This window comes from Shewanella sp. SM32, from assembly GCF_025654235.1.
Classification (GTDB): domain Bacteria; phylum Pseudomonadota; class Gammaproteobacteria; order Enterobacterales; family Shewanellaceae; genus Shewanella; species Shewanella oncorhynchi.
This window is the reverse complement of the sequence record NZ_JAKKRO010000042.1, coordinates 21,564-43,010: the sequence shown is the minus strand read 5'-3', so window position 1 is coordinate 43,010 and position 21,447 is coordinate 21,564. Positions and strand designations below refer to the sequence as shown.

The following is a 21,447-nucleotide window of genomic DNA, read 5'->3' as shown; positions in this document are numbered from 1 at the left end:
TCAACAAAGCCACCGTCATCATCCTGAAACGCCAACAACTGACGCTTGCGATAACTAAAATATGTAGGAATGATGCCCTGACGTTTTGCAAATTCAGTTTGGGTGAGACCACTTTGGGCTTGCTCGGCAAACAAGGCCAGCCATTGTTCTTTGGTACGGTGCATGATGATTACCCTGGCAGTTGATAATGGCAGACAGGGTAAAGTTGATCAGTTAGGATTGGAATGTGTGGTTGGCGTTACGCTTACGGTGTTATTCCCAATTGCTGACAAATATGTTGGATACAAAGTTCTCGCTGTTGGCACCATAGCCCGTAGCTGACGGGGATAAGTTTAATCCCCGCGCGCTGTAACAGTTTATACAGTTCAATCTCGAAAAAGTCCGCCCAAGGCCCTGGGTAACCGATTAAATCTATTGCTAAATATTGGTTACCATAGCGGCACAGAATATCCAGTTCTAGCCCCGCCATATGGTAGGCGCGCCAGACTGTTATGCCTTTTGCTTCAATCGCGAGTGCCACAGACTGGCCGAAGGTATCGAGGGAATCGACATAATTGTGTGCCGCTTGAAATTGGCCCGCCGATGCTAAGTAAGTTGCCAGTAAATTATTGTTGGGGAGTTCATGCGCTTGTACCGATAAAAATAGCCACTGCATTTGTTTAGCGCGGGTGATGGCGACATTGAACATATCGGCTCGATTTAAATACACGGCGGCTCGGCTGTCGTTGGCCGTAATGCTAAACGACAGCAGCATAATATCGCGCTCTTCCCCTTGAAAACCAAAGGGCGTGGCAATCCGTAAGTGGTGACGCTCGAGTTGTTGTGCGCTAAAGCGCGTGAGGATCTGCTGGGATAAATACTCTGCTTGATTGCGAAAACAGGAGAGCACACCAATGCTGGAGGGCACTAATACATTCTCTTGTTCATCAATCAGTTGAGCTAACTTTTGAATTAATGCCTCCGCTTCTATGGCGTTAATTCCCTTACTATCACGGCTGCCAGTAACGTGGACTCTGTGTAAGTGCCCTGAACTTGTGCAAGGTCTGTGCTGCATAATCTTCAGCATGCCTTGATAAAACTGCTGATTACTAAATTGGATCAGCTCAGGTTTACTCCGAAAATGCTCATTTAAAAATACCACTTGGGATTGGCTCGCGAGGGACTGTGACGCTAAGTCGAGCATACTGGCATCACGGTAGCTCATTAGGCCGCGACAATCCGGGGCGAGTCCGAGTTGGGTCTGGATTTGAGTTTGTTTTGCGCGGGATAAAAACGAGAAATGGCGCAGTTGTTTGCTATCTCCCACCACCAGTGCCGCCTTTGCTCGCTGCAAGGCCGGTAAACATGCGGCAATATTGGCTTGTGTGGCTTCATCAATAATCACTAAATCAAACATTTGCTGCTCCATGGGCAGCACTTTATGCAAGCTGGCAAGGCTAGATAACCAAATGGGAAAGGTTTGTTTTAAGGCATCAAAATCCGTCTTGTAGAAGCCGTCGAGTTGCTTAGCGGATTGCCGAGCGCGTAACGCACTGGCAAAACTCACCAGCGTACTGCGCTTATGTTTGAGTAATTGGTTTAATCGATAGTGAGTTGCTAATTGTAAGTATTTGAGGCTTAAGTCTTCTTTTTGCGTGATGAGGGCCGTTAATTTATCGAGTTCATTCCATTGCTGGGCAAACCTTTTGATACCTGCACGGTAAGCCCAGTTGTAAAATCCTAAGCGCCAACGGGATTGTCCTTTTTGTAAGGTCGCCAGTTTTTGGCCGCGACGTATGGCATGGCGGCAATGACGTATAAAGCCCGCTTCCATTTTGACTTGCTGACGAGTCACGGTATTAAGTTGTTGTTTTGCATTGAGTAGCAACCTATCCGAGACGGCTTCATCAGATGCAGGATGCTGACCATGGAGCATTTCATCAATCTGGTTTTTAAGGACTTTTATAAACTGCGGCGAGCCTGCTCGAATAAGGCTGCTCCCTAGCTGGAATTGTTGTTGCAATTTATCGGCAATCACATCAACAGCTACATCGGTGTGGGCGACGATGAGGACAGATTTACCCCTTAATACCTGCTCTGCTGCCACTGTAGCTATGGTGTAACTCTTACCTGTTCCCGGTGGGCCTGAGATCTGCCCCAAAGTATGATTGGCCGCAATCTTTAAGGCCTGAATTTGCGCGCGGCTTAATAACCCAGGAAGATAAGCCTCTTGTGTGTCTTCACTGGCGCTGATTGATGTTGTTTGTTGTGTTTCTGCGAATAGCGCTTTAAGCGGTGCTGATGGTTCTGGCGCTGTCATTAGTTTGTCGAGTTCGTGCAAAATGCCCCGACTCGCGATCGAACGTTCTGCCAAAATGATTTGGCTTCGACTGACAAGAAACTGCCCACGTTTACGGCATAAGCTAGTGAATTCAGCCTCATCGATCAGCTTGGGAAAATGCAATAAATGACTGGTATCAACATCGGCTTGGCCCGCCCGCAGCCAAGATATCCAGCCACTGACATCCGTTGGATTATCGCGTAAATCTTGGCTTAGGCTATGTCCTTCAACGACTAATTTTTCTAATAGAGCTTCATTGATAGTGAATGGTCCGCTGCCAGCTAGAGTGTTATTGCTCTCTAGGTAGAGATTATCGCCGTCAGCCTGTAATTGGCATTCGCGGTACAGCAGTGGCGTCACGACTTTACGTTTTTCGCCATTAAGGTCGACTGTGCCGCAGAAAAACAGACAGCAGTGCAATAATACCTTTTCGCGTAAATACAAAGCGCTACGTGCTAGTAATGCACTGGCGGGAGCAAATGGTACTGGCAAGCGGGGTAGGAAGCCACTGCTTAACTCGTCTTCATGTTGGAGTAATAGCTGATCTTGCTCGGCAAGCTTGTGGCTAGACCAGAGATTGATTTCAGCACTATCGTGTTGAAAACATTGTTTGTAGTAGTTGAGAATCCCTTGCAAATCCTATCCATCCCAAAGGCTTAATTGGCGATGCGAGAGTAACCTAATCGCATTAGTCGAACAAGGTTTGTACCGTCTGAGGATAGTTTATCCATAGTCGCTTTAAGCCTAAAAGAGAGGTGTTCGATAGATCAGCCATTTTCCACTGGAGCAGAATTTTTGAGAGGCGAGCAAAAGTATCAGCAGCCGCATTTGTATCAATTAAGGGCCTGAAAAGTGTGGTTTGTATCACTTTTTGCTGTGTTATTGAAATGTTTGTTAAGTGTTTGGGTTTGTAAAATATTTGTTTTTGTTTTTAGTGGAAATTGCCATTGTTGTCATTGTATAACTGCGTAGATTGAACTGAATTTTTGTCTGCTAATGAGGGAAACAATGATAAAAAGTAAGCTAAAGGGATTCGCTGCGGTGGCTGTTGCCTGTTTAGCGGTAACGGCATGTGGCTCAGATGATAATAATGAAGAGGGCACAGATCAAAATGCCACCTATGTGCAATTCTATAATGCTTCAGCTGGAAGCACTGCTACTGCACTCAAAGTTGCCGATAAAACCTATGAAAGTGTGATCTATGGGGACACTATGCCGCGATTTACGTCGACGGCTGGCGTGACTGCGATTGAAGTGATGGCTAAGGATGCCTCTGATAAAGATATCTCTATTTATAAAGAAAATATCGATTTGAAAGTTGCAACGGACCATTTCTTTGTATTACATGGTGATTTTACCGAACCTAAATTACTTAATATCAACTATTCTCGCACTGAACTCGATAAGCTCAACGAAGTGGCTGAAAACAGTAAAATGCAGCTTTTGATTGCCAATACTGCAGTTCATGCCCAAGCCTTTGACGCTTATGTTTCTAAGTCGACCCAAACCTTTGCCGATGCCGTGATGTTAGGCAGTGTGGCTTATGGTGAAGTGTCGCAGCCGCAAGTGATGGATACGGGTGAATATAAGGTTTACCTCGCACCAGCGGGAACAACCAATGTTTCTTATACAACGGCGAACATTAAATTCAGTTCTAAGGTGCCTTATAAGCTGATCATCCGTGAAGGTTTTGGTGCTTCGGATTCAAAAATCACCTTGGACAGTGTCGATTCAACCACCAATGTTCGCAACCATGTGGCATTAGAAGCGAGTGTCGATTATCGCGTCTTTAACGGTTTAGGTTCGCACATTATCGATGTGAAAGTGGCTAGCAGTAAGCAAGATACTCTGTTTAGCGAAGTGCCATCTTTTGGGGTGACTAGCTATCAAGGTGCTGAGTTTAATGATTTTGGTGTGAGTGTGTTCGACCACGGTACGCAAAATAAATTGCTCGATAACGTGTTGATCACCCTTAACCAAGATGACATTAAAACCATCTTCATCTATGAGCAAACGACCGAGCAGGGCAGCCAAGTAAAGGCGATGGAGATGAAGCAAACTCAGACGCCAAGTCCCTATAGCTTTAAGTTCGACATTGTGAGTTTTGCCGATAAAAGCAATCTAACCGTGTATTTCTTAAAGGCAAATGACACGATTGAAACGGCTGTAAATAAGATCACCGCGGTCAATCCTGCGAGCCCTCAGTCAGTGACTGTGCCAGCTGGCGAATATTCTATTAAAGTTATCGCTGTGGAAAACGGTACTAAAACCGTTGTCTATGCATCCGATTTAATGGATTTCAGCAATGAAGACAATGTGACTATGGTGCTGAATAAAGATCCTTCTACTAGCTTTGGTTATAACTTGATTAAGATCTAACCGCTAAGGTGAGTGAACGGCTCTAATAAAACAGCGCTACTTAGGTAGCGCTTTTTTTGGCTGTTTTTTTGTGTGCTCGTTTTAGTGGGCTTAGTAGATTGAGCATTATTGTCTTAGCATTCACTTTTTATTGATTGTGGCTGCGGGGTTAATGTAGGCTGATCGGCAAAAATTAAGCCGAGCATTGCTGTGATGTGGATAACGCTGTGATGTGAATAACGCGAGCAATATAGGAAAAGGAGTTCACTGTGATGAGTAAAGGATTTAAAGACGGCCATTTCCAAATTGGTGAAGGCAGTATCAGCGGCACCATAGCGTGTATGTTAGCCATATTATCGTTTCTGGGTGTATTGGCATTTCATTTCCCCGAATATCTCACCACTCCCGAATTACGCCAAAGCTATAACGTCGATGTTATTCGTAGTTTGATATTTGTCGCCTTAGTGGTGTCGGGCAGCTTAGGTTTATTGAATTTTATTCGAAATAAAAATAAACGATTTGGCTTTGTGGCTTGGGTATTTGTGAGCTTAGCGATCGCCTTCGGTGGCCATCAAGTCGAGGTCGAGCCTTTTGCCAATCATAAGGTCTCACTGGGTTTGGATTGGTTTATTTTAGACTTATTAGGCTCAACCTTAATTTTCATTTTTATCGAGAAATGGTTACCCCATAAACCTGAACAGCCAATATTGAGACCCGAGTGGCAAGGGGATTTGAATCATTTTCTGGTGAATCATTTAGCGATTGGATTTGTATTATTGGTGGCAAACCAATTTGTGCAGTCGAGCTTTTCTTGGGCCATTTCCAGCACAGTGCAAAGCTTTATCGCGGGTCTGCCCTTTGTGTTGCAACTGTTGTTGATTTTATTGGTCGCCGATTTAATGCAATATGTGGCGCACCGTGCCTACCATGAAATTCCTTTCCTGTGGCGCTTCCATTCGGTGCACCATAGCGCGAAACATTTAGATTGGTTGGCTGGCTCAAGGCAACATATGTTTGAGTTGATTGCTACCCGTTGTTTAGTGCTCACGCCGATTTTTATCTTGGGATTCTCCAAAGACATCATCAGTATTTATGTGATTATCGTTGGCGTGCAGGCGGTCTTTAACCATGCCAATGTGCAGGTTAACTTTGGCTGGCTACGTTACTTAATTGTCAGTCCGCAATTCCACCATTGGCACCATGCTTCCGATAAGGCGGCAATCGACCGTAACTATGCTGCCCATTTTTCTTTTTTAGATTACCTATTTGGGACTGCAGTTCGAGGTCAGAAAGAGTGGCCAGAGCAATATGGTGTCGTGGGCGATTACATGCCTGTTGGCATGTTTAAGCAGCAATTGTATCCCCTTGGTTTAGCGAAGAAAGACACAAAATAATGGCGCTGCAATTGGAGTGGTTTGTTTTGGAATGATTGTCCGAGAGCATTGGTTAGGTCAACTGAGCAGTAACGCTGAACTGTGGCGGTTAACTCTGATATTGGGATAGAAACAAGCCCAACACAGCGCTTGGGAACCGCGCTTTGTTGGGCTTTTTGCCGTTCAAACTACAATCGTTATTCGGAAATTTTCAGTTCTTGGCCTGGCTTAATAATGCTTTTGCCATTGAGCTGGTTCCACTTCATTAAGTCAGCCAGTTTAACCTTATTCTTACGGGCGATTTTATCCAGCGAATCACCAGATTTCACCTTGTAAGTGGTCGCTTTTACTGCAGGTTTATCGGCCGATGTTGAGGTAGTCACTTTAGCTTTGGTCGACGACTTATTGCTCACTTTTTTATCTGTCTTCGCCTTGGTTTTAGTGGGTTCAGGCTCATTATCATTGCCTGCCATTGGCGTTAACAGTGTGAGCTCTTGGCCGATTTTTAGGCGGTCAGATGTCAGATTGTTGGCCTGTTTTAATGCTTTCACTGACATATCAAACTTGGCTGCGATTGTGCCTAGGCTGTCGCCAGATTTGACGATATAGCTTTGGCTGTCATAGCGTTTTTGAGCGTAGAGCTTGTCTTGATTTTCCTGATAATGACCTATGTTTTCCAGTGGTAAGGCGATTTGATATTTACCTTTGCTGGGGATTACACCTTGGCGAAAGCCTGGGTTATAGGTTTTAAATTCTGCTTTGCTGAGCCCTGCTGCATTAGCAATCTGGCCAATATCTACGCCATTAGGTGCTGGCACTCTTTCCAAGAAAGGGCGGTTAGCAATAGGAGGGACTTTTAAACCGTAGTGGTTGGGATTTCGAATAATCTGAATAAATGCCAGCCACTTAGGGACTGTTTGTACTCGCTTAGCGGGGATACCCAGTGACCAAAAGTCCGTAGGTTTGCCCTTGGCTTTGTTTTTATCAATGGCGGCTTTGATCACTAGCTCACCGGTATTGTAGGCGGCGACGGCGTTGATCCAGTCTTTGTCTAAGGTGTCGTATAGGTGCTGTAGATAGTCGAGCACTGCATCGGTTGAGGCCAGCGCATCTTTACGGCCATCGTAGGCTGAATTCACCGTTAAGCCAAAATTACGTCCAGTAGCAGGGATCATTTGCCACAGTCCTGCGGGGCCGTTAGCTTGTGCTAAAGGGTTATAGCCACTTTCGACTATGGGCAATAACGCCAATTCTAATGGCATGTTACGCGCTTCGAGCTGGCTGACTATGTAATACAAGAATGGCTCGGCGCGATCGCCAACCTGATTCATAAATTTTTGTTTATCATCGAAAAAGTTACGCTGTTTACGTACTTCGGCATCATCATGGACATCAATGGTATTGGCGTGTTGGATCTTTTCCCACACATCGCTGTACTGCTCAATCACTGCGGGTGGTGTTTGATGCTGTTGTGGCGAGTGGTCGTTATCGTTACTGACATCACTTGCTGTGGCATTGAATTCAGTGGTTGATGGGCTTGCTGATGTTGTAGCGCAACCGCTCAGTAGGGCCATTAGCATGGCAAGCATAAGCACTGTAAAAGAGTGCGTTTGGCGAAAATGTGTCCGCATGATTGTCCTGTGATGAGTTGACTGGGCATTCCATATTGGTGCACATGCTAATCTGTTTTCGAGTTTCTGGATAGCTCCCCCAAGTTTTACCTATAGTATCAAAGTTGTCTTAAGGCCAATTGTGCCGCCCTTTGATTGCAGATCCTGCGTTTAGCTTTGTCGATTTATACGCTACCATAGCCGCGATTTTTCATTAACTTGGGTAGCAAAGTGCAGACGTTAGCGCAGTTAAGGGCAGGGCAGTTACAAGGGATCACACGTTTACAATTGGTTGAGGATTTAACCGAGTTCCCGCGGGAGATTTTTGATTTAGCCGATTCCCTCGAAATCCTCGATTTATCGAATAATCAACTGAGCACTTTGCCCGAGGATTTACACCGCTTATCGCATTTAAAGATAATTTTCGCCTCGAATAATCGCTTTGAACATTTGCCTGAGGCATTAGGGCGCTGCACAAATTTAGAGATGATTGGCTTTAAGGCCAATCAAATCAAAACAGTGACTGCGGCGGCATTACCGCTGCAAACCCGCTGGCTCATCCTAACCGATAACCTCATTGAGACGTTGCCTGCTGCCATGGGCGATTTACATCGTCTGCAAAAATTAGCCTTAGCGGGTAACCGTTTAACAGCCTTGCCCGAGTCCATGGCTAATTGCCGCAACTTAGAGTTAGTGCGTTTATCGGCCAATCAACTCCACGCACTGCCAGCTTGGTTACTCAGTTTGCCCAAACTGACTTGGCTCGCCTTTGCGGGAAATCCATTCAGCCATACCTTAGTTGATCCCCACGCCGATGTGGCCACAGTGGCGAATGTGACTCTAGGTGATATCAAGTTGGCTGAGAAGCTTGGCGAAGGGGCTTCTGGGGTCATTTATCGAGGCGATTGGTTGAATCAAGCCATGATAGCCGCGACGGGGGCGGCGCAGATTGCGGTAAAACTCTTTAAGGGTGAAGTGACGAGCGATGGTTATCCCGCTGACGAGTTAGATTGCTGTCTCACAACGGGTGATCATCCCAGCCTTATTAAGGTCGTGGCGCACATTAGCCAGAAAGATCAATTGGGTTTAGTGATGGAACTTATTCCGCCAGGGTTTAGTAACTTAGGGCTACCACCAAGTCTTGTCACCTGCACTCGCGATACCTTTAAAGACGGTAGCCAATTTCGCCTTGATGAAGTCGCCAAAATCACACACCAGTTGGCCGATGCAATGGCGCACATGCATGCCAAACAAGTAAGCCATGGTGATGTCTACGCCCATAATATTATGGTTAATCAACAGATGAGCTTATTGTTTGGGGATTTTGGTGCGGCATCAAACTTACGCAATCTATCGACAGCAGAACGCTTAGCGATAGAAGCTATTGAAGTGCGGGCGCTTGGTTGCTTGATTGAAGATCTGTTGGCCTATGTGGATGCATCTGCCTATGTGAGTGCCTCGATTGGCCCTCTGTACTACACACAGTTGAGTGCGATTAAAGACGAGTGCATGCAGTTAGATGTGGCTCAGCGCCCCTGTTTTGCAGACGTGAAAAAGACCATCGGAGCCCTGTTAAAAGGTAAATAGTGGCTTGCTAATAGGCTGGCTCTACACTTGTTTCAAGTTTGCTGTATTTTATGGTTGTTTGTGTGATTTAAGTGCTCACTATTAAGTTTATCGTTAAGTTATTGTTTTGTTTGGTTGTGTAACCGAGTTTTTACTGGCACTGACTGGGATTAAGCCTATAGGCTGTATACCCAAATAACCTCAAATTGCTGAAACAGGCACTTTGGGGGACTTGGTATTAGTTTTGGGTTCAATCCGGTTTGCTGTTGTCGGATAGGATGTCCGTTGAATAGTAAGAACGATAGGTTTGCATACTATGTTTACACGAACGCTGTTTATACAAAGAGTAACTGAACAAGCACGCAGTGCATGCGATATTTCATTAAAAAGCCATCCCCATCATCTCCCAAAGGCGCCCTTATTCGCGCCTTTGCCGTTTCTACTGGCGAGTGTTTTCGCTTTAGCCCCTATGGCCGTGATGTCGGCGGACAAGGTCGACATCATCCCTGTGACGGTCGAGGCCGTTAAAGAAACGTCCTTTGCCGATGTAGTGAATGAAGTCGGTAAAATCAACGCTATCGATTCAGCCACGCTGAACTTTAATGCTAGCGAAAAAATTAGCGCGATTCATTTTAGTAACGGCGACAAAGTGACTAAAGGTCAAGTGATTGCCGAGCAGGACAACATTAAAGCCAAGGCTGATTTAGACAAAGCCAAGAGCACCTTAGCACTGGCTAAAACTAAGCTGGAGCGTATCGAAGATTTACTGATTAAAGAACCCTTTGCGCTTGCTAAGCAAGATGTGGATGAGCTACGGGAAAATGTGAATCTGGCCGATGCGGATTTTCGCCAGAAACAAGCAACCATGAACGATTACCTGATCAAGGCTCCCTTCGATGGTCAGTTGACCAGCTTTAGTCAGTCTATCGGCAGTCAAATTGGTGCTGGTACGGCCTTAGTCACCCTCTATAGTTTAAATCCGGTCGAAGTGCGTTATGCCATCAGTCAGAAGGATTTAGGCAAGGCGCAAAAGGGCCAAAAGGTGAATGTGACTGTTGAGGCCTATGGTAATAAGGTATTCAAAGGGTTAGTTAACTATGTTGCCCCTGCGGTAGATGAAAGCTCAGGACGGGTTGAAGTGCATGCTGCCCTTGAAAACCCTGAGTTTAAGCTTGCTCCTGGCATGTTCGCCAACATTAAGCAGTTCTATAGTCTGGGGATTAAACGTCTGTTAGTGCCGCAAAATTCGATTATTGCCAATAACGATGAACGTTTTGTCTGGCTAGTGCAGGGCGATAGCGTAGTAAAACAAGTAGTTAAACTCGCTCAAAATACGAATGACGGTTATGCCGTCGTGACTGAAGGTTTAGCCGAAGGCGATTTAGTCGTTAAAACGGGTATGCAAAACCTCAAGTCTGATAGCAAGATCAAAGTCGTGCAGGATAGAAACACTGCAGATAAACCGGCAACATCAAGTGCTGACAAAGGTGCTGATTCAGGCGCTACTCCCAATATTGAGGTGGCTGAATAATGCGTTTACCCGAAGTCTGTATTCGTCATCCTATCTTCGCCTCCGTACTCAGTATTATGGCTGTGTTACTGGGCTTGATTGCCTTTCAAAAACTCGATATCCAATACTTCCCTGAGCATACCACCCACTCGGCATCTGTAAATGCGTCGATTGCAGGGGCGAGCGCCGATTTTATGTCGAGCAACGTGGCCGATAAGTTGATTGCTGCGGCTTCGGGCATAGATAAAGTCGATACTATGTCGACCGACTGTAGCGAGGGGCGTTGCTCATTAACGATTAAATTCAATGATGACGCTAGCGATATTGAATACACCAACTTAATGAACAAGTTGCGTAGCAGCGTCGAAGGGATTAACGATTTCCCCCAGAGCATGATAGATAAGCCCACAGTCACCGACGATACCTCGGCCACAGATTCTGCCAGTAATATCATCACCTTTGTGAACGCGGGAGGCATAGAAAAGCAGGCTATGTACGACTACATTAGCCAGCAGTTAGTACCGCAACTCAAACAAGTTCAAGGCGTTGGTGCTGTTTGGGGGCCCTATGGCGGCTCACAAAAGGCGGTCAGAGTCTGGCTCAATCCTGAACAAATGAAGGCGTTGAATATTAAAGCTGCCGATGTGGTGGGCACGTTAGGCTCCTACAATGCCAGTTTTACCTCGGGCGCGATCAAAGGTAAGTCGCGGGATTTCTCGATTAACCCTTTGAATCAAGTTGAAACGCTTGAAGACGTGAAGGATCTGGTGATTAAGGTCAGCGAGGGTAAGATCATCCGTGTGTCCGATGTTGCCGATGTGGTGATGGGCGAGGAAAGTCTGTCGCCGAGTATGTTGTCTATCGGTGGACATAGTGCAATGTCATTGCAGATTTTACCGCTGAGCAACGCTAACCCAGTGACAGTGGCTTCGAACATTAAAGCCGAAATTGCACGCATGCAAAAACATTTACCCCAAGGCTTAGAAATGAACTTGGCCTACAACCAAGCTGATTTTATTGAAGCCTCCATCGACGAAGGGTTTTCTGCGTTGATTGAAGCAGTGATCTTAGTTTCGCTGATTGTAGTGTTATTTTTGGGTAGCCTGCGGGCGGCATCGATCCCCATTATTACCATTCCCGTGTGCGTGATTGGGGTGTTTGCTGTGATGTCGGCGCTCGGATTTAGTATCAATGTGTTGACTATTCTGGCGATTATTTTGGCCATTGGCCTTGTGGTGGACGATGCCATTGTGGTGGTCGAGAACTGCTATCGCCATATTGAAAACGGTGAAACGCCTTTCAATGCGGCGATTAAAGGCTGTCAGGAGATCATTTTCCCTATCATTGCCATGACGTTAACGCTCGCCGCCGTGTATCTGCCGATCGGATTAATGTCGGGCTTAACCGCCGATCTGTTTCGGCAATTCTCCTTTACCTTAGCAGCGGCCGTGATGATCTCTGGCGTGGTGGCGTTAACTTTGTCGCCTATGATGAGCGCTTATCTTATCAATACCACTGAGCAACACCCTAAATGGTTTAGCCGAGTCGAGAATGCGCTGCAGCAGTTAAATCATTTGTATATCAATGAGCTGAATAAGTGGTTTGTTCGCAAGCGTTTGATGTTTGGCGCGGCTGTGGTTTTGGTGGGTCTTGCGGGTATTGCTTACTGGCAATTACCCAAAATACTCTTGCCTGCGGAGGACTCTGGCTTTATTGATGTGGCGTCTAATGGTCCTACCGGTGTCGGTCGGCAGTATCATCTCAATCACAATGCTGAGCTTAATAGCGTGATGGATGAGCATCCCGCGGTTGGGGCTAACTTGTCCTATATCGAGGGAGAGCCAGTGAACCATGTACTACTCAAACCTTGGGGTGAGCGCAGTGAGGGTATAGATGATGTGATCAGCGACTTGATTACAACATCAAAGGAAAACGTTTCTGCCTATAACATGTCGTTTAGCATTCGCTCAGCGAATAATCTTAATATTGCCAATAACTTGCGTTTAGAGCTGACGACCTTAGATCGGAATAAGGACGAACTCAGCAAAACCGCCGCCAAAGTGCAAAAGTTACTCGAGGATTATCCTGGCCTGAATAACGTGGGTAACTCAGTGCTTAGGGATCAACTACGCTACGATCTGTCTATCGATCGCAACGCCATTATCCTCTCAGGTGTGAGTTATGGTGATGTCACTAATGCGCTTTCTACCTTCCTTGGCTCAGTGAAGGCGGCGGACTTACATGCTACCGATGGTTTTACTTATCCTATTCAAGTGCAAGTAAACTTAGACAAACTGAGTGATTTTAAAGTGTTGAATAAGCTGTATGTCACTTCAGAATCTGGGCAAGCACTGCCATTGTCGCAATTTGTGTCGATTAAACAGACTACGGCAGAATCTAACATTAAGACGTTTATGGGTCTTGATAGCGCTGAATTGACGGCAGATATTATGCCCGGTTATTCAACTGATGAAATCAAAACCTACTTAGATGAACAATTGCCGACATTGCTTAATGATGCCCAAGGCTTTAAATACAATGGCGTGGTAAAGGATCTTATGGATTCGCAGGCGGGCACTCAGTCGCTATTCTTGCTGGCATTGGTGTTTATCTATTTGATTTTGGCTGCGCAGTTCGAAAGTTTTGTCGATCCCTTAATTATCTTACTGACTGTGCCCTTGTGTATTGTCGGTGCCTTATTGACCTTAGCCTTGTTTGGCCAGAGTGTGAATATCTATTCGCAGATTGGTTTATTAACCTTAGTGGGGCTAGTGACTAAACACGGTATCTTGCTGGTGGAGTTTGCCAATAAGCAACAAGACCAAGGTTTGAGTGCGATTGAGGCGGCGCGAAGCAGTGCCAAATCTCGTTTAAGACCGATTCTAATGACGTCTTTAACCATGATTTTAAGTGCGATTCCTTTAGCCTTGGCATCGGGACCGGGCTCGTTAGGGTTAGCTAACATAGGTTTAGTCTTAGTCGGAGGTCTGTTAGCGGGCACTTTCTTCTCGTTATTTGTAGTGCCTGTGGCCTATGTCGCTATGGCTGAATTGAAGGCCAAGGATGTGCTTGCTAGACTGCGAAGTGCTTAAGTTGAGTTTTATGCGCTGGGTTTATCGCCCCTAGGCTGAGAGGCATGGGTTCAACTTGCCTGTAAATACGTTATGATTTAAGCCAACGGCTAAACGCGTTGGCTTAATTTTTTGTCGATAACTTAATGATCTTTGTTGTATTTAAGCGAGTGTTTAAGTGCGAGTGGATTTGCCTCATCAGCGACGGAGAGCTGGCATTATGAGTTTGTTACATTGCTTTCATAGGGCTTTTTTATATTTGGCTTGCTCGGCTGGATTGATGTTTGCCTCTCCCGCCATGGCCTCTTTTTGGGATTCCTTATTTCGTAGTGAGTTGCCCGTCGATCAAGTGACTGCACCTGTAGACAGTCCGCGTTTCGAGTTTGTTGGTGTATTACCTGCTAATACGCAATTAGAACTTGTCGGTTATTACGTTTCATCTGTTTGTACCCGAAAGGAAATCCGTTTTCCCAGTGGTGATATTGCTAATCCCTACCGCGCGACATTCGAAGAAACCTCAGTGCTGCGACAAGTGATTAGCAGTGGTAGCAAAGCGAGTGAGTTTTCGCTGCCCTTAGCTTTGAACGGTGGCGGCGATTGTCAGTGGCGGCTTGAGGATTTAATGCTCGATGTGACAATACTGCCGAACCATCCGTTGTGGCAAAGGGCTAAAGCACTTAAACAACAATACCTTGCTAAGTTGCAGCGCACTTCTGTTGTGGATGCGGCACAAGTTGCTAGCCAAACGACGTTGCCGACTCAAGTGTCACCCCACGATGATTTTTATTTAAGTCATGAACTTAATATCGATCCAATTTATGCGGGTAGCGAGGCGGATAATTCGTTGCTTGCGACTACGCCATTATCTTTAGCACCAGTTTACTATCCAGTATTTATTCATTCTCCTAAGGAAGACAAACCCTTCGAGGCTAGGCTGAAAAGTAGTTTGCAGCAAATTTCTAGCCTATGGGCTAGTCCTTATACTCAAGCGGTTCGTCGCGGTGATGAGGCTGTGATGCGGGTGAATTTTAATCCACAGATTGCCGAACAGTATGAGGTCAATGTTTGGTATCAGCCTGATACGGTTGAGGTGAATTATCCCGATGGTACTCAATATACTTATGCTAACGGTGATGTGAAATTGTATGCCTATGGTAAACCTGAATCTCAAATCAAGACGTTAGCTCAGAGTGCCAAGGCCGAAGATAAGCGCTTCTTGGCACGTATCTATGAGCTTGGGCACGCCTTACCCAAGGATAAAATTAAGGCACAGAAATATTACCGTGAAGCCGCTGAAGCTGGCGATATTGAGGCGCTGCATTGGATGCGAGATCAAGCGGGTTACGCGGGGCGTGCCGATGAAAAGATCTATTGGCTGGAGCGCGCCGCGAGTTTTGGCGATAACGCGGCAAAGCTTGAGTTAATCCGTTTACCTTTATCGGTTATCGAGCGTGGCTTGGTTAATACAGGTGCGGATAAGGTTCGTGAAACGCAAGCATGGCAGCAGTTAAATCAGCTAGTTGACCAAGGGTTGCCTGAGGCAAGAAGTCTGATGGCGTTTTATCAAGTGTTATCTTGTTCGCCCTATTTTAATGCTACAACGGCATTGGAAAATTATCGCCAAAGCGTTAAAGCTCAACCTGATTTAGCGCGAGATGCCGCCGAAACCTATTACTACTTTAAAGAGGACTTTGAGCAGAGCGAGGAGTTTTGGATAATTGCCGCCGAGCGAGATCTTTACGCCGCCGCTGAACTTGCCAATATCCTGTTATTGGAACCCTATCGAGATACGGTTAACGCGAGATACTGGTTAGAAAAAGTGACAACCTTGGGTGCCAAACAAGGCTTGCAAGCGGATATTCTAGGCAATGCTTACTTCCAGTTCGCAACCCTGTTAGATAAAGGCGAGGGTGGACCGGCCGATGCAAAAGCAGCGTTAACGCTTTATCAGCAGAGCATTGAAATGGCAGAGCGGTTTTCAAACGACTATGCAGCAAGGGCCAAGGAGAGAGTGCAATTGCTCGAAGGGATGCGCTAATAACGTATTGCCGCTAAAGACTCTATGACGTCAGTGTCGCTTATTCAGCTTATCTTCAATAAAAATCCCTGCAGAAGCAGGGATTTTGCTATTTATTCAAATGCTTGATTTATGCGTAATGGCTAAAACTGCTTACTTAAGCGATGCAAGTCATCAAACTAGCGTAAATCAACCTGCAGTGCGACTCCCGCACTCTGGGGCTCACTCTGCACTGTGATGTAATACCAACCCACGTTTGGTGCATTGACTGTGATACTTTCCCGCGTGTTGGCGGGTGTCACAGAGGCTGCATCGAAGTGTTGAGCATTCGCCCAAGTCGTCCCCGAAAACAGGCTAACATCACCACTGCCGTGGGCGGAGTTGATGCTTAGCTGATTAGTTCCCTCTGGTACCCAAAGGTAATAATCGTTGCGCCCATCGGCGGTGCAAATGGCTTTGCCAGCACTGAGCTCACCATAACTTAAGGGTGATTGCGTCGCGCAGGCGTTGGCAATGAGCACCGGATCGGGTGTGTTACTCGTGCCTGTGCTTAAGGTCAGTGTTACGCCGCTAAACTCAGTGGCAGTATCAATCGTGATATAACGCCAGCCACGATTGGCGCTGAAGCTAAGCGATTCTTGATTTCCTGCTTGAGAGCTCTTTGCATCGGCATTATCTGCGTCGGCCCACTGACTGGCATTGAAGTAAATATTGGCATCCCCAGAGCCGCCCTTAGTGGTGATAGTGAACTGGGTATCATCTTCCTCAACCCAGAAGTAGAAGCTGTTACGCCCGCCACTGATGCACTCATTTTTGCCTAGGGTGAGCTTACCGTAATCTAAGGTCGCTGCGCCGCAATTGGCTGGTGGCTCAGGATCCACGCCGCCATCCCCCAGATCGGGGTCGATATCAGCAAATAGCTCAGTGGTGCTGACTTGCATATCGACGCCGCCAAAGTCCCCCGATAAGGTAATGTAGTGCCAATACTCGTTAGGGTTTAACTGCACCTTAATCACTTGATAATTACCATTACCGATACCAGCGCCTTGGTTTTGCTCAGGGCTTGCCCAGCCTCTAGAATCGAAATAAATGTCGGCATCCCCCCAACCACCGCCAATCTTGATCCAAAGCTCTTGGGCTGTGCGATCGGTATTGGTGAAGCTGAAACTGGCGCGGCCGAGTTTTGAATCGATACATTCCATCGGCACATCAATTTTCAGGCTGGCCGATTCTGTGTAACGGTAGGCTTCGTTAGTCACTTGGCAAGGCGAGTAATCCTTACTGATAGTGCCTGCTGGTCCTGTCCAGTTGCCTTCGCGGCCACTAGGCTCAGCGTCGACATCACTCGGGCCCTTATCGACTATGCCATCGTCAGCCGTGCTTAAACCACTGGCGAGCCAACCCTGCCATTCGTTATCGTAACGTGTGCCGATATTATCCATAAAGGCTTGATATTCTGCATATTGATCGTTGCGTAGGTAGGCCAGAATCTGTCTCACATCGTCCCTGTGGTGTTCAAACATGAAACGCACCGCCAGATAGCCCCAGCGATAGATGCGGTCTTGGCCAGATTCATAGTTGTTTTTGAAGATGGTCGATAACATAAACTCACCGGTTTCGCCCATGGCAATTGCCGCAGGGTTTGCGTCACGGTAAGAGATGTATTCCGCGAGGCCTTCAATCCACCAAATGGTATTGGCCGAAGTGCCACGACTAAAGTCACCAAACAGGTTATAGCGTCCATCGAGGTAGTGTACGTATTCGTGTTGCAGGTTCCAGACGTGGAAATCCGGCGTGCGCCATTCGGCTTCATAGGCGATGAAACGTGCCTGATTTTTGAGTCCGGCGGGTGAGCCTTCTAAATACATGCCGCCATTGTCGGTACTGATACCAAATATACTGTTGGCTAAGGATTTATACTCAGACGAACTGCCGAAGATCACTAGCTCTAAGTCATCGTTGTTATCCTGCCCCACGGGTTGCATGCCCGTTTCGAGTTTACTGTGGAAATAACTTTCTTGGCTGGTTAGCACATCACAGGCCCACTTGGCTTGATCTTGATAGAGATCTTGGGCGCGGATCTTGAGACTGTCGGAGCATTTCCAATTAAAAGGTAAAGCATCGGCTTCTAACTGCGCCTTAAAACCACAGATATTGTAATCGTTACAATGGCTGCGATCGTAATAGTCTGCCATTTCTGCCGCCGCGTACCAAAGCACTTTGCTCGGTTCGGTTTTGCTGGTGCTGCTGAGGATGTTTTTGACCAGCTGGGTCACTCGCGGGCGCATGGCATCAATGTAATACAGCCTAGATAACTCTTTAACTGAGTTGACCAAAAGGTACTCTGCATTGGTGCCTAACAAGTTGCGATGTTCGAGTTGGAAGTTATTCAGCGCATCTAAAATCCCTTGATCACGCGCGAACAGCGCCTGCATGTCATCATTCCATTGGGCGCGGAATAAGGTGGTAAACACTGAGTTTGCTGCGGCGTTCATGGCGAAACTGGCTTGCCAGTAAGCGTCGTAGTCCGTAAGCACTTTGATAGTGACATGATTAAACTCGGCGCCGAGCTCGGCTGAGTCAATCAGGATTAAGGCTTCTTTCAACACGCCAGCATTGTCATCGGAGACAGTCCAAATCGCAGCGTTCGCAAATAACGCATTAAGGGCAGATTTTAAGCTGACCTTAGCAGCATTGCTGTAAGCGGGCACATCATTTGGGCTGTAAAACTGCACATAAAGGGCCGCGCGGACAAAGTAAATATGGGACTCAAGATGCTGAACATCGACCCCAGTGTAGTCCTTGGCTTTAGCGGCAATGGCATTAGCCACACTGATCACATTGGCCTCGCTAAATAGCGCGGTCGCAGCACTGCCTTTGAGGCTATAGAGCTTACCGACGCATTCGGGTGTCGATTGGCTCAGTTCATTGACTAGTGCCTGACCTGATTTCCCAACAAAGTCACTGCAGTCGCTGACTTGCATCGCGGCGCTACGATTCTGCAACTTAAGTGGGGGTTGCTCCGAGACCTCTATCTGACGTTTTTGGCGCGAATGAATCTTAGGCTGCTCTGTCATCGTCGGATCATTGGGGGATGCCATCAATGGCGTCTCCCGCAGTAGCGGTCTATGTGATTCAATTAAGCTAATCGGTGCAGAGGGCGGTGGCGGGACGGGTTGAGCTGGTGAACTGTTTGGTGTGTTGTTGCCTAATGGGGGGCTTGCATGAGTGTTATGGGCAAGAACGGGAGTTGCAATCGCTAAGCTAATTGCTGCGAAGAGTAGTGTGTTTTTCATTGTGTATCCGTAGTTATCTAGTCTGCAAAGCAGATCTTCCTTGGGCGTTATTTGATGCATTTAACACAGACTTGCATCAAACCTCATTGGATTATTTGCGTGATAACAATAGCGCGACAAACATCGCAGCCAGCAAATAATGCCTCAGAATAATGGCTGTAAGTTTTTAATATATCTAGTATTTGTCATAATATTTTTTTGATACATCTTTTCTGTTCAGCTTAGGTTCAGCTTTCAGTTCAAATGGTTAACGTCAGTCGCTTGATTGAGTGCGATGGAATATAGAATGGAATAACTGTGGCTATTTGGCTTGAAATTGCGCTAGCTTAGCCGCATTAAGGTTTAGTAAATGAACCGTTTAAGCATAGCAATCTGCTATTAGGTTGGTGCCATTCTCACAGGAGCTTTTATGTCAGCTTTACCAAGCGAGTACACCCATATTCATGTTGAGCAACCTGGGGCGCCCGAGGTGATGCGGCTATCGTGCTCGCCTTTGCCTGTCCCTGCGGCGGGGCAAGTGTTGATCCGCGTACATGCAGCAGGAGTGAATGGCCCCGATGTTAAACAAAGGGTGGGCGCGTATCCACCGCCACCGGGTGCATCACCGATTATTGGTCTTGAGGTTGCTGGGGATATTTGTGTCCTCGGTGACGGCGTGAGCCAATGGCAAGTTGGCGATAAGGTATGTGCCTTAGTGCCGGGCGGCGGTTATGGCGAGTATGTGCTCACCTATGCTGCCCATTGTTTGCCGATCCCGACGGGCTTTAGTTATGTGCAGGCAGCAGCGCTGCCAGAAACCTTCTTCACCGTATGGGGTAACCTGTTTATGCGTGCGGGACTCAAAGCGGGCGAGACGGTACTGATCCACGGTGGCTCAGGTGGCATTGGTAGTACGGCTATTCAGTTGGCCAGTGCACTGGGTTCAAAAGTAATAGCGACGACGGGACAGGATGAGAAACGCGATTATTGCTTGAGCCTTGGCGCCGCTGAAGTCATCAACTATCGTACTCAAAACTTTGTTGAACCTGTGATGGCACTCACTCAAGATAAGGGCGTAAACGTGGTATTTGATATCGCGGGTGGCGATTTTATCAATCTCGACTTACAAGCCTTAGCGATGGACGGGCGTATGGTGTCGGTAGCCATGCAACGGGGGCCTAAAGCCGAGGTTGAGATTTTCCGCCTGATGGCAAAACGTATCATGTGGACAGGGTCGACCCTAAGACCGCAGAGCGTGGAGGCCAAAGCCGCCATTGCCGCTGAATTATTGGAGAAAGTTTGGCCGTTGTTAAACGCCCATAAAATTGTCCCCAATATTTTTGCAACCTTTCCATTAGCACAGGCTGCTAAAGCCCATGCTTTGATGGAGTCGGGTGAGCACAGGGGTAAAGTAATACTGACTGTCGTTTGAGCTAGGCATACTTGGTTTTGCAGCGACATATTTGCTTTAAGTCGCTGCCATTCGAGTCAATCTAGAAGACATTCTGACATCATAGTGGCTTAGTCATTGTTCGGTAAATATGAGTTTGTAGCGCTGTAATTAAATCCTCATGGATAACCTTGATGGTTAACTTTACAGCAACCTCCAATTGTTAACGTTGATGACTCATCAAACACCATAGATATGATTGCTTTTTCTTGGGAATAAAACTTGCCGCGTCGATTTTTTAGACTAAAGTCGTTAATGATTAAACTTTTTGGGTACTTTGGCAGAAATTAATACGTAATTAGTGAAAATTTCATGGTATGAGGCATTGATTATCGGAAATATTCTGTAAAAATACCCAGTTGAAAACGTCAGAGACTTTCAGGCGCTATTCGTGGATCAAAGCAAGCGATGCTTCGCTTATTCAGGCTAAAAAACTCATGGTGTATGTGTTGATTTAAGGGTATTAGCATATATGTATAACACAGCAAAGAAACAGGTTTGGTATGGTGAGCTGAGAACATCGAAAGGCAACGCGATTGTCGTCCATGACAACCAGCTGCCCGATGCCTCCCCAGGACGTATCTACCTATACAATACCGATCGCGATGCGATCATTGAGTATGTGGAAGATATAGTCAAAGTGAACCTATACGACTTAGATGAGGCTGCGTTAAAAGCTGCTGAGGCTAAGTTTGGTGGTGCATGGAAGGCGGCAAGATCTCAATTTATGAGTAAACATCAAGCTCGCATTGACTTGAACAACGTGAAGGAAACTGCGCCTGTACGTAAGGCGAAGCCTGAAGTTGAACCAGAAGTCGAATCTGATGCCGTTGGCGTGGATTTTGACGATGATTGGGGCGATGATTTTGATGATTAACACAGTGTCGGCCTAAGGGC

At 46.6% G+C, this 21,447-nt stretch carries 12 protein-coding genes; 8 read left to right on the top strand and 4 right to left on the bottom strand.

All coding sequences use genetic code 11. From position 1 onward, the window contains the following. The coding region (gene tnpA, locus L5M10_RS16155; RefSeq protein ID WP_411569281.1) for an IS66 family insertion sequence element accessory protein TnpA at nt 1-164 on the bottom strand (164 nt) is incomplete at its 3' end. Between the two features lie 80 nt (nt 165-244). Next, nucleotides 245-2,956: a DEAD/DEAH box helicase gene (locus tag L5M10_RS16150; RefSeq protein ID WP_263255589.1), complete on the bottom strand. Its 2,712-nt coding sequence runs from the start codon at nt 2,954-2,956 to the stop codon at nt 245-247. Nucleotides 2,957-3,328: 372 nt separating this feature from the next. Between L5M10_RS16150 and L5M10_RS16145 the strand changes: the two genes are divergently transcribed. Both L5M10_RS16145 and L5M10_RS16140 read left to right on the top strand, forming a co-directional pair. Next, a complete protein-coding gene (locus tag L5M10_RS16145) occupies nt 3,329-4,699 on the top strand; it encodes a DUF4397 domain-containing protein (RefSeq protein WP_168825581.1) in 1,371 nt (456 codons plus the stop codon). Nucleotides 4,700-4,950: 251 nt separating this feature from the next. Further along, nucleotides 4,951-6,072: a sterol desaturase family protein gene (locus tag L5M10_RS16140; protein WP_263255588.1), complete on the top strand. Its 1,122-nt coding sequence runs from the start codon at nt 4,951-4,953 to the stop codon at nt 6,070-6,072. Nucleotides 6,073-6,248: 176 nt separating this feature from the next. Here the strand turns inward: L5M10_RS16140 and L5M10_RS16135 are convergent, their stop codons facing one another. Beyond that, a complete protein-coding gene (locus L5M10_RS16135) occupies nt 6,249-7,682 on the bottom strand; it encodes a LysM peptidoglycan-binding domain-containing protein (RefSeq protein ID WP_263255587.1) in 1,434 nt (477 codons plus the stop codon). A 210-nt stretch (nt 7,683-7,892) separates the two neighbouring features. Here L5M10_RS16135 and L5M10_RS16130 point away from each other — a divergent pair, with 210 nt between their 5' ends. The 4 genes from L5M10_RS16130 to L5M10_RS16115 all read left to right on the top strand — a co-directional run bounded on the left by L5M10_RS16130 (nt 7,893) and on the right by L5M10_RS16115 (nt 15,846). Further along, nucleotides 7,893-9,248, top strand: coding sequence for a leucine-rich repeat-containing protein kinase family protein (locus L5M10_RS16130; protein ID WP_263255586.1), 1,356 nt, complete (start codon nt 7,893-7,895; stop codon nt 9,246-9,248). A 295-nt stretch (nt 9,249-9,543) separates the two neighbouring features. Next, a complete protein-coding gene (locus tag L5M10_RS16125) occupies nt 9,544-10,758 on the top strand; it encodes an efflux RND transporter periplasmic adaptor subunit (protein ID WP_263200661.1) in 1,215 nt (404 codons plus the stop codon). Then, entirely contained in the window at nt 10,758-13,829 is a 3,072-nt protein-coding gene (locus tag L5M10_RS16120) for an efflux RND transporter permease subunit (protein ID WP_263255585.1), read from the top strand. The genes L5M10_RS16125 and L5M10_RS16120 overlap by 1 nt, the downstream gene beginning before the upstream one ends. Nucleotides 13,830-14,028: 199 nt before the next feature. Further along, a complete protein-coding gene (locus L5M10_RS16115) occupies nt 14,029-15,846 on the top strand; it encodes a sel1 repeat family protein (protein WP_317630145.1) in 1,818 nt (605 codons plus the stop codon). Nucleotides 15,847-16,004: 158 nt separating this feature from the next. Here the strand turns inward: L5M10_RS16115 and L5M10_RS16110 are convergent, their stop codons facing one another. Next, nucleotides 16,005-19,121: a M9 family metallopeptidase gene (locus L5M10_RS16110; protein ID WP_173246999.1), complete on the bottom strand. Its 3,117-nt coding sequence runs from the start codon at nt 19,119-19,121 to the stop codon at nt 16,005-16,007. A gap of 409 nt (nt 19,122-19,530) precedes the next feature. Between L5M10_RS16110 and L5M10_RS16105 the strand changes: the two genes are divergently transcribed. Both L5M10_RS16105 and L5M10_RS16100 read left to right on the top strand, forming a co-directional pair. Continuing rightward, nucleotides 19,531-20,532, top strand: a complete 1,002-nt coding sequence (locus L5M10_RS16105) for an NAD(P)H-quinone oxidoreductase (protein ID WP_263186710.1) — start codon at nt 19,531-19,533, stop codon at nt 20,530-20,532. Between the two features lie 490 nt (nt 20,533-21,022). Beyond that, complete coding sequence (locus L5M10_RS16100) at nt 21,023-21,427, top strand: hypothetical protein (protein WP_105251357.1); 405 nt, start codon at nt 21,023-21,025, stop codon at nt 21,425-21,427. The last annotated feature ends 20 nt before the right edge of the window (nt 21,428-21,447 follow it).

Excerpts from the sequence above, each read along its gene's own strand:
- L5M10_RS16145 (WP_168825581.1), top strand. The coding sequence starts at position 3,329 with ATGATAAAAAGTAAGCTAAAGGGATTCGCTGCGGTGGCTGTTGCCTGT.
- L5M10_RS16140 (WP_263255588.1), top strand. The coding sequence starts at position 4,951 with ATGAGTAAAGGATTTAAAGACGGCCATTTCCAAATTGGTGAAGGCAGT.
- L5M10_RS16135 (WP_263255587.1), bottom strand. The coding sequence starts at position 7,682 with ATGCGGACACATTTTCGCCAAACGCACTCTTTTACAGTGCTTATGCTT.
- L5M10_RS16125 (WP_263200661.1), top strand. The coding sequence starts at position 9,544 with ATGTTTACACGAACGCTGTTTATACAAAGAGTAACTGAACAAGCACGC.
- L5M10_RS16120 (WP_263255585.1), top strand. The coding sequence starts at position 10,758 with ATGCGTTTACCCGAAGTCTGTATTCGTCATCCTATCTTCGCCTCCGTA.
- L5M10_RS16115 (WP_317630145.1), top strand. The coding sequence starts at position 14,029 with ATGAGTTTGTTACATTGCTTTCATAGGGCTTTTTTATATTTGGCTTGC.
- L5M10_RS16110 (WP_173246999.1), bottom strand. The coding sequence starts at position 19,121 with ATGAAAAACACACTACTCTTCGCAGCAATTAGCTTAGCGATTGCAACT.
- L5M10_RS16105 (WP_263186710.1), top strand. The coding sequence starts at position 19,531 with ATGTCAGCTTTACCAAGCGAGTACACCCATATTCATGTTGAGCAACCT.
- L5M10_RS16100 (WP_105251357.1), top strand. The coding sequence starts at position 21,023 with ATGTATAACACAGCAAAGAAACAGGTTTGGTATGGTGAGCTGAGAACA.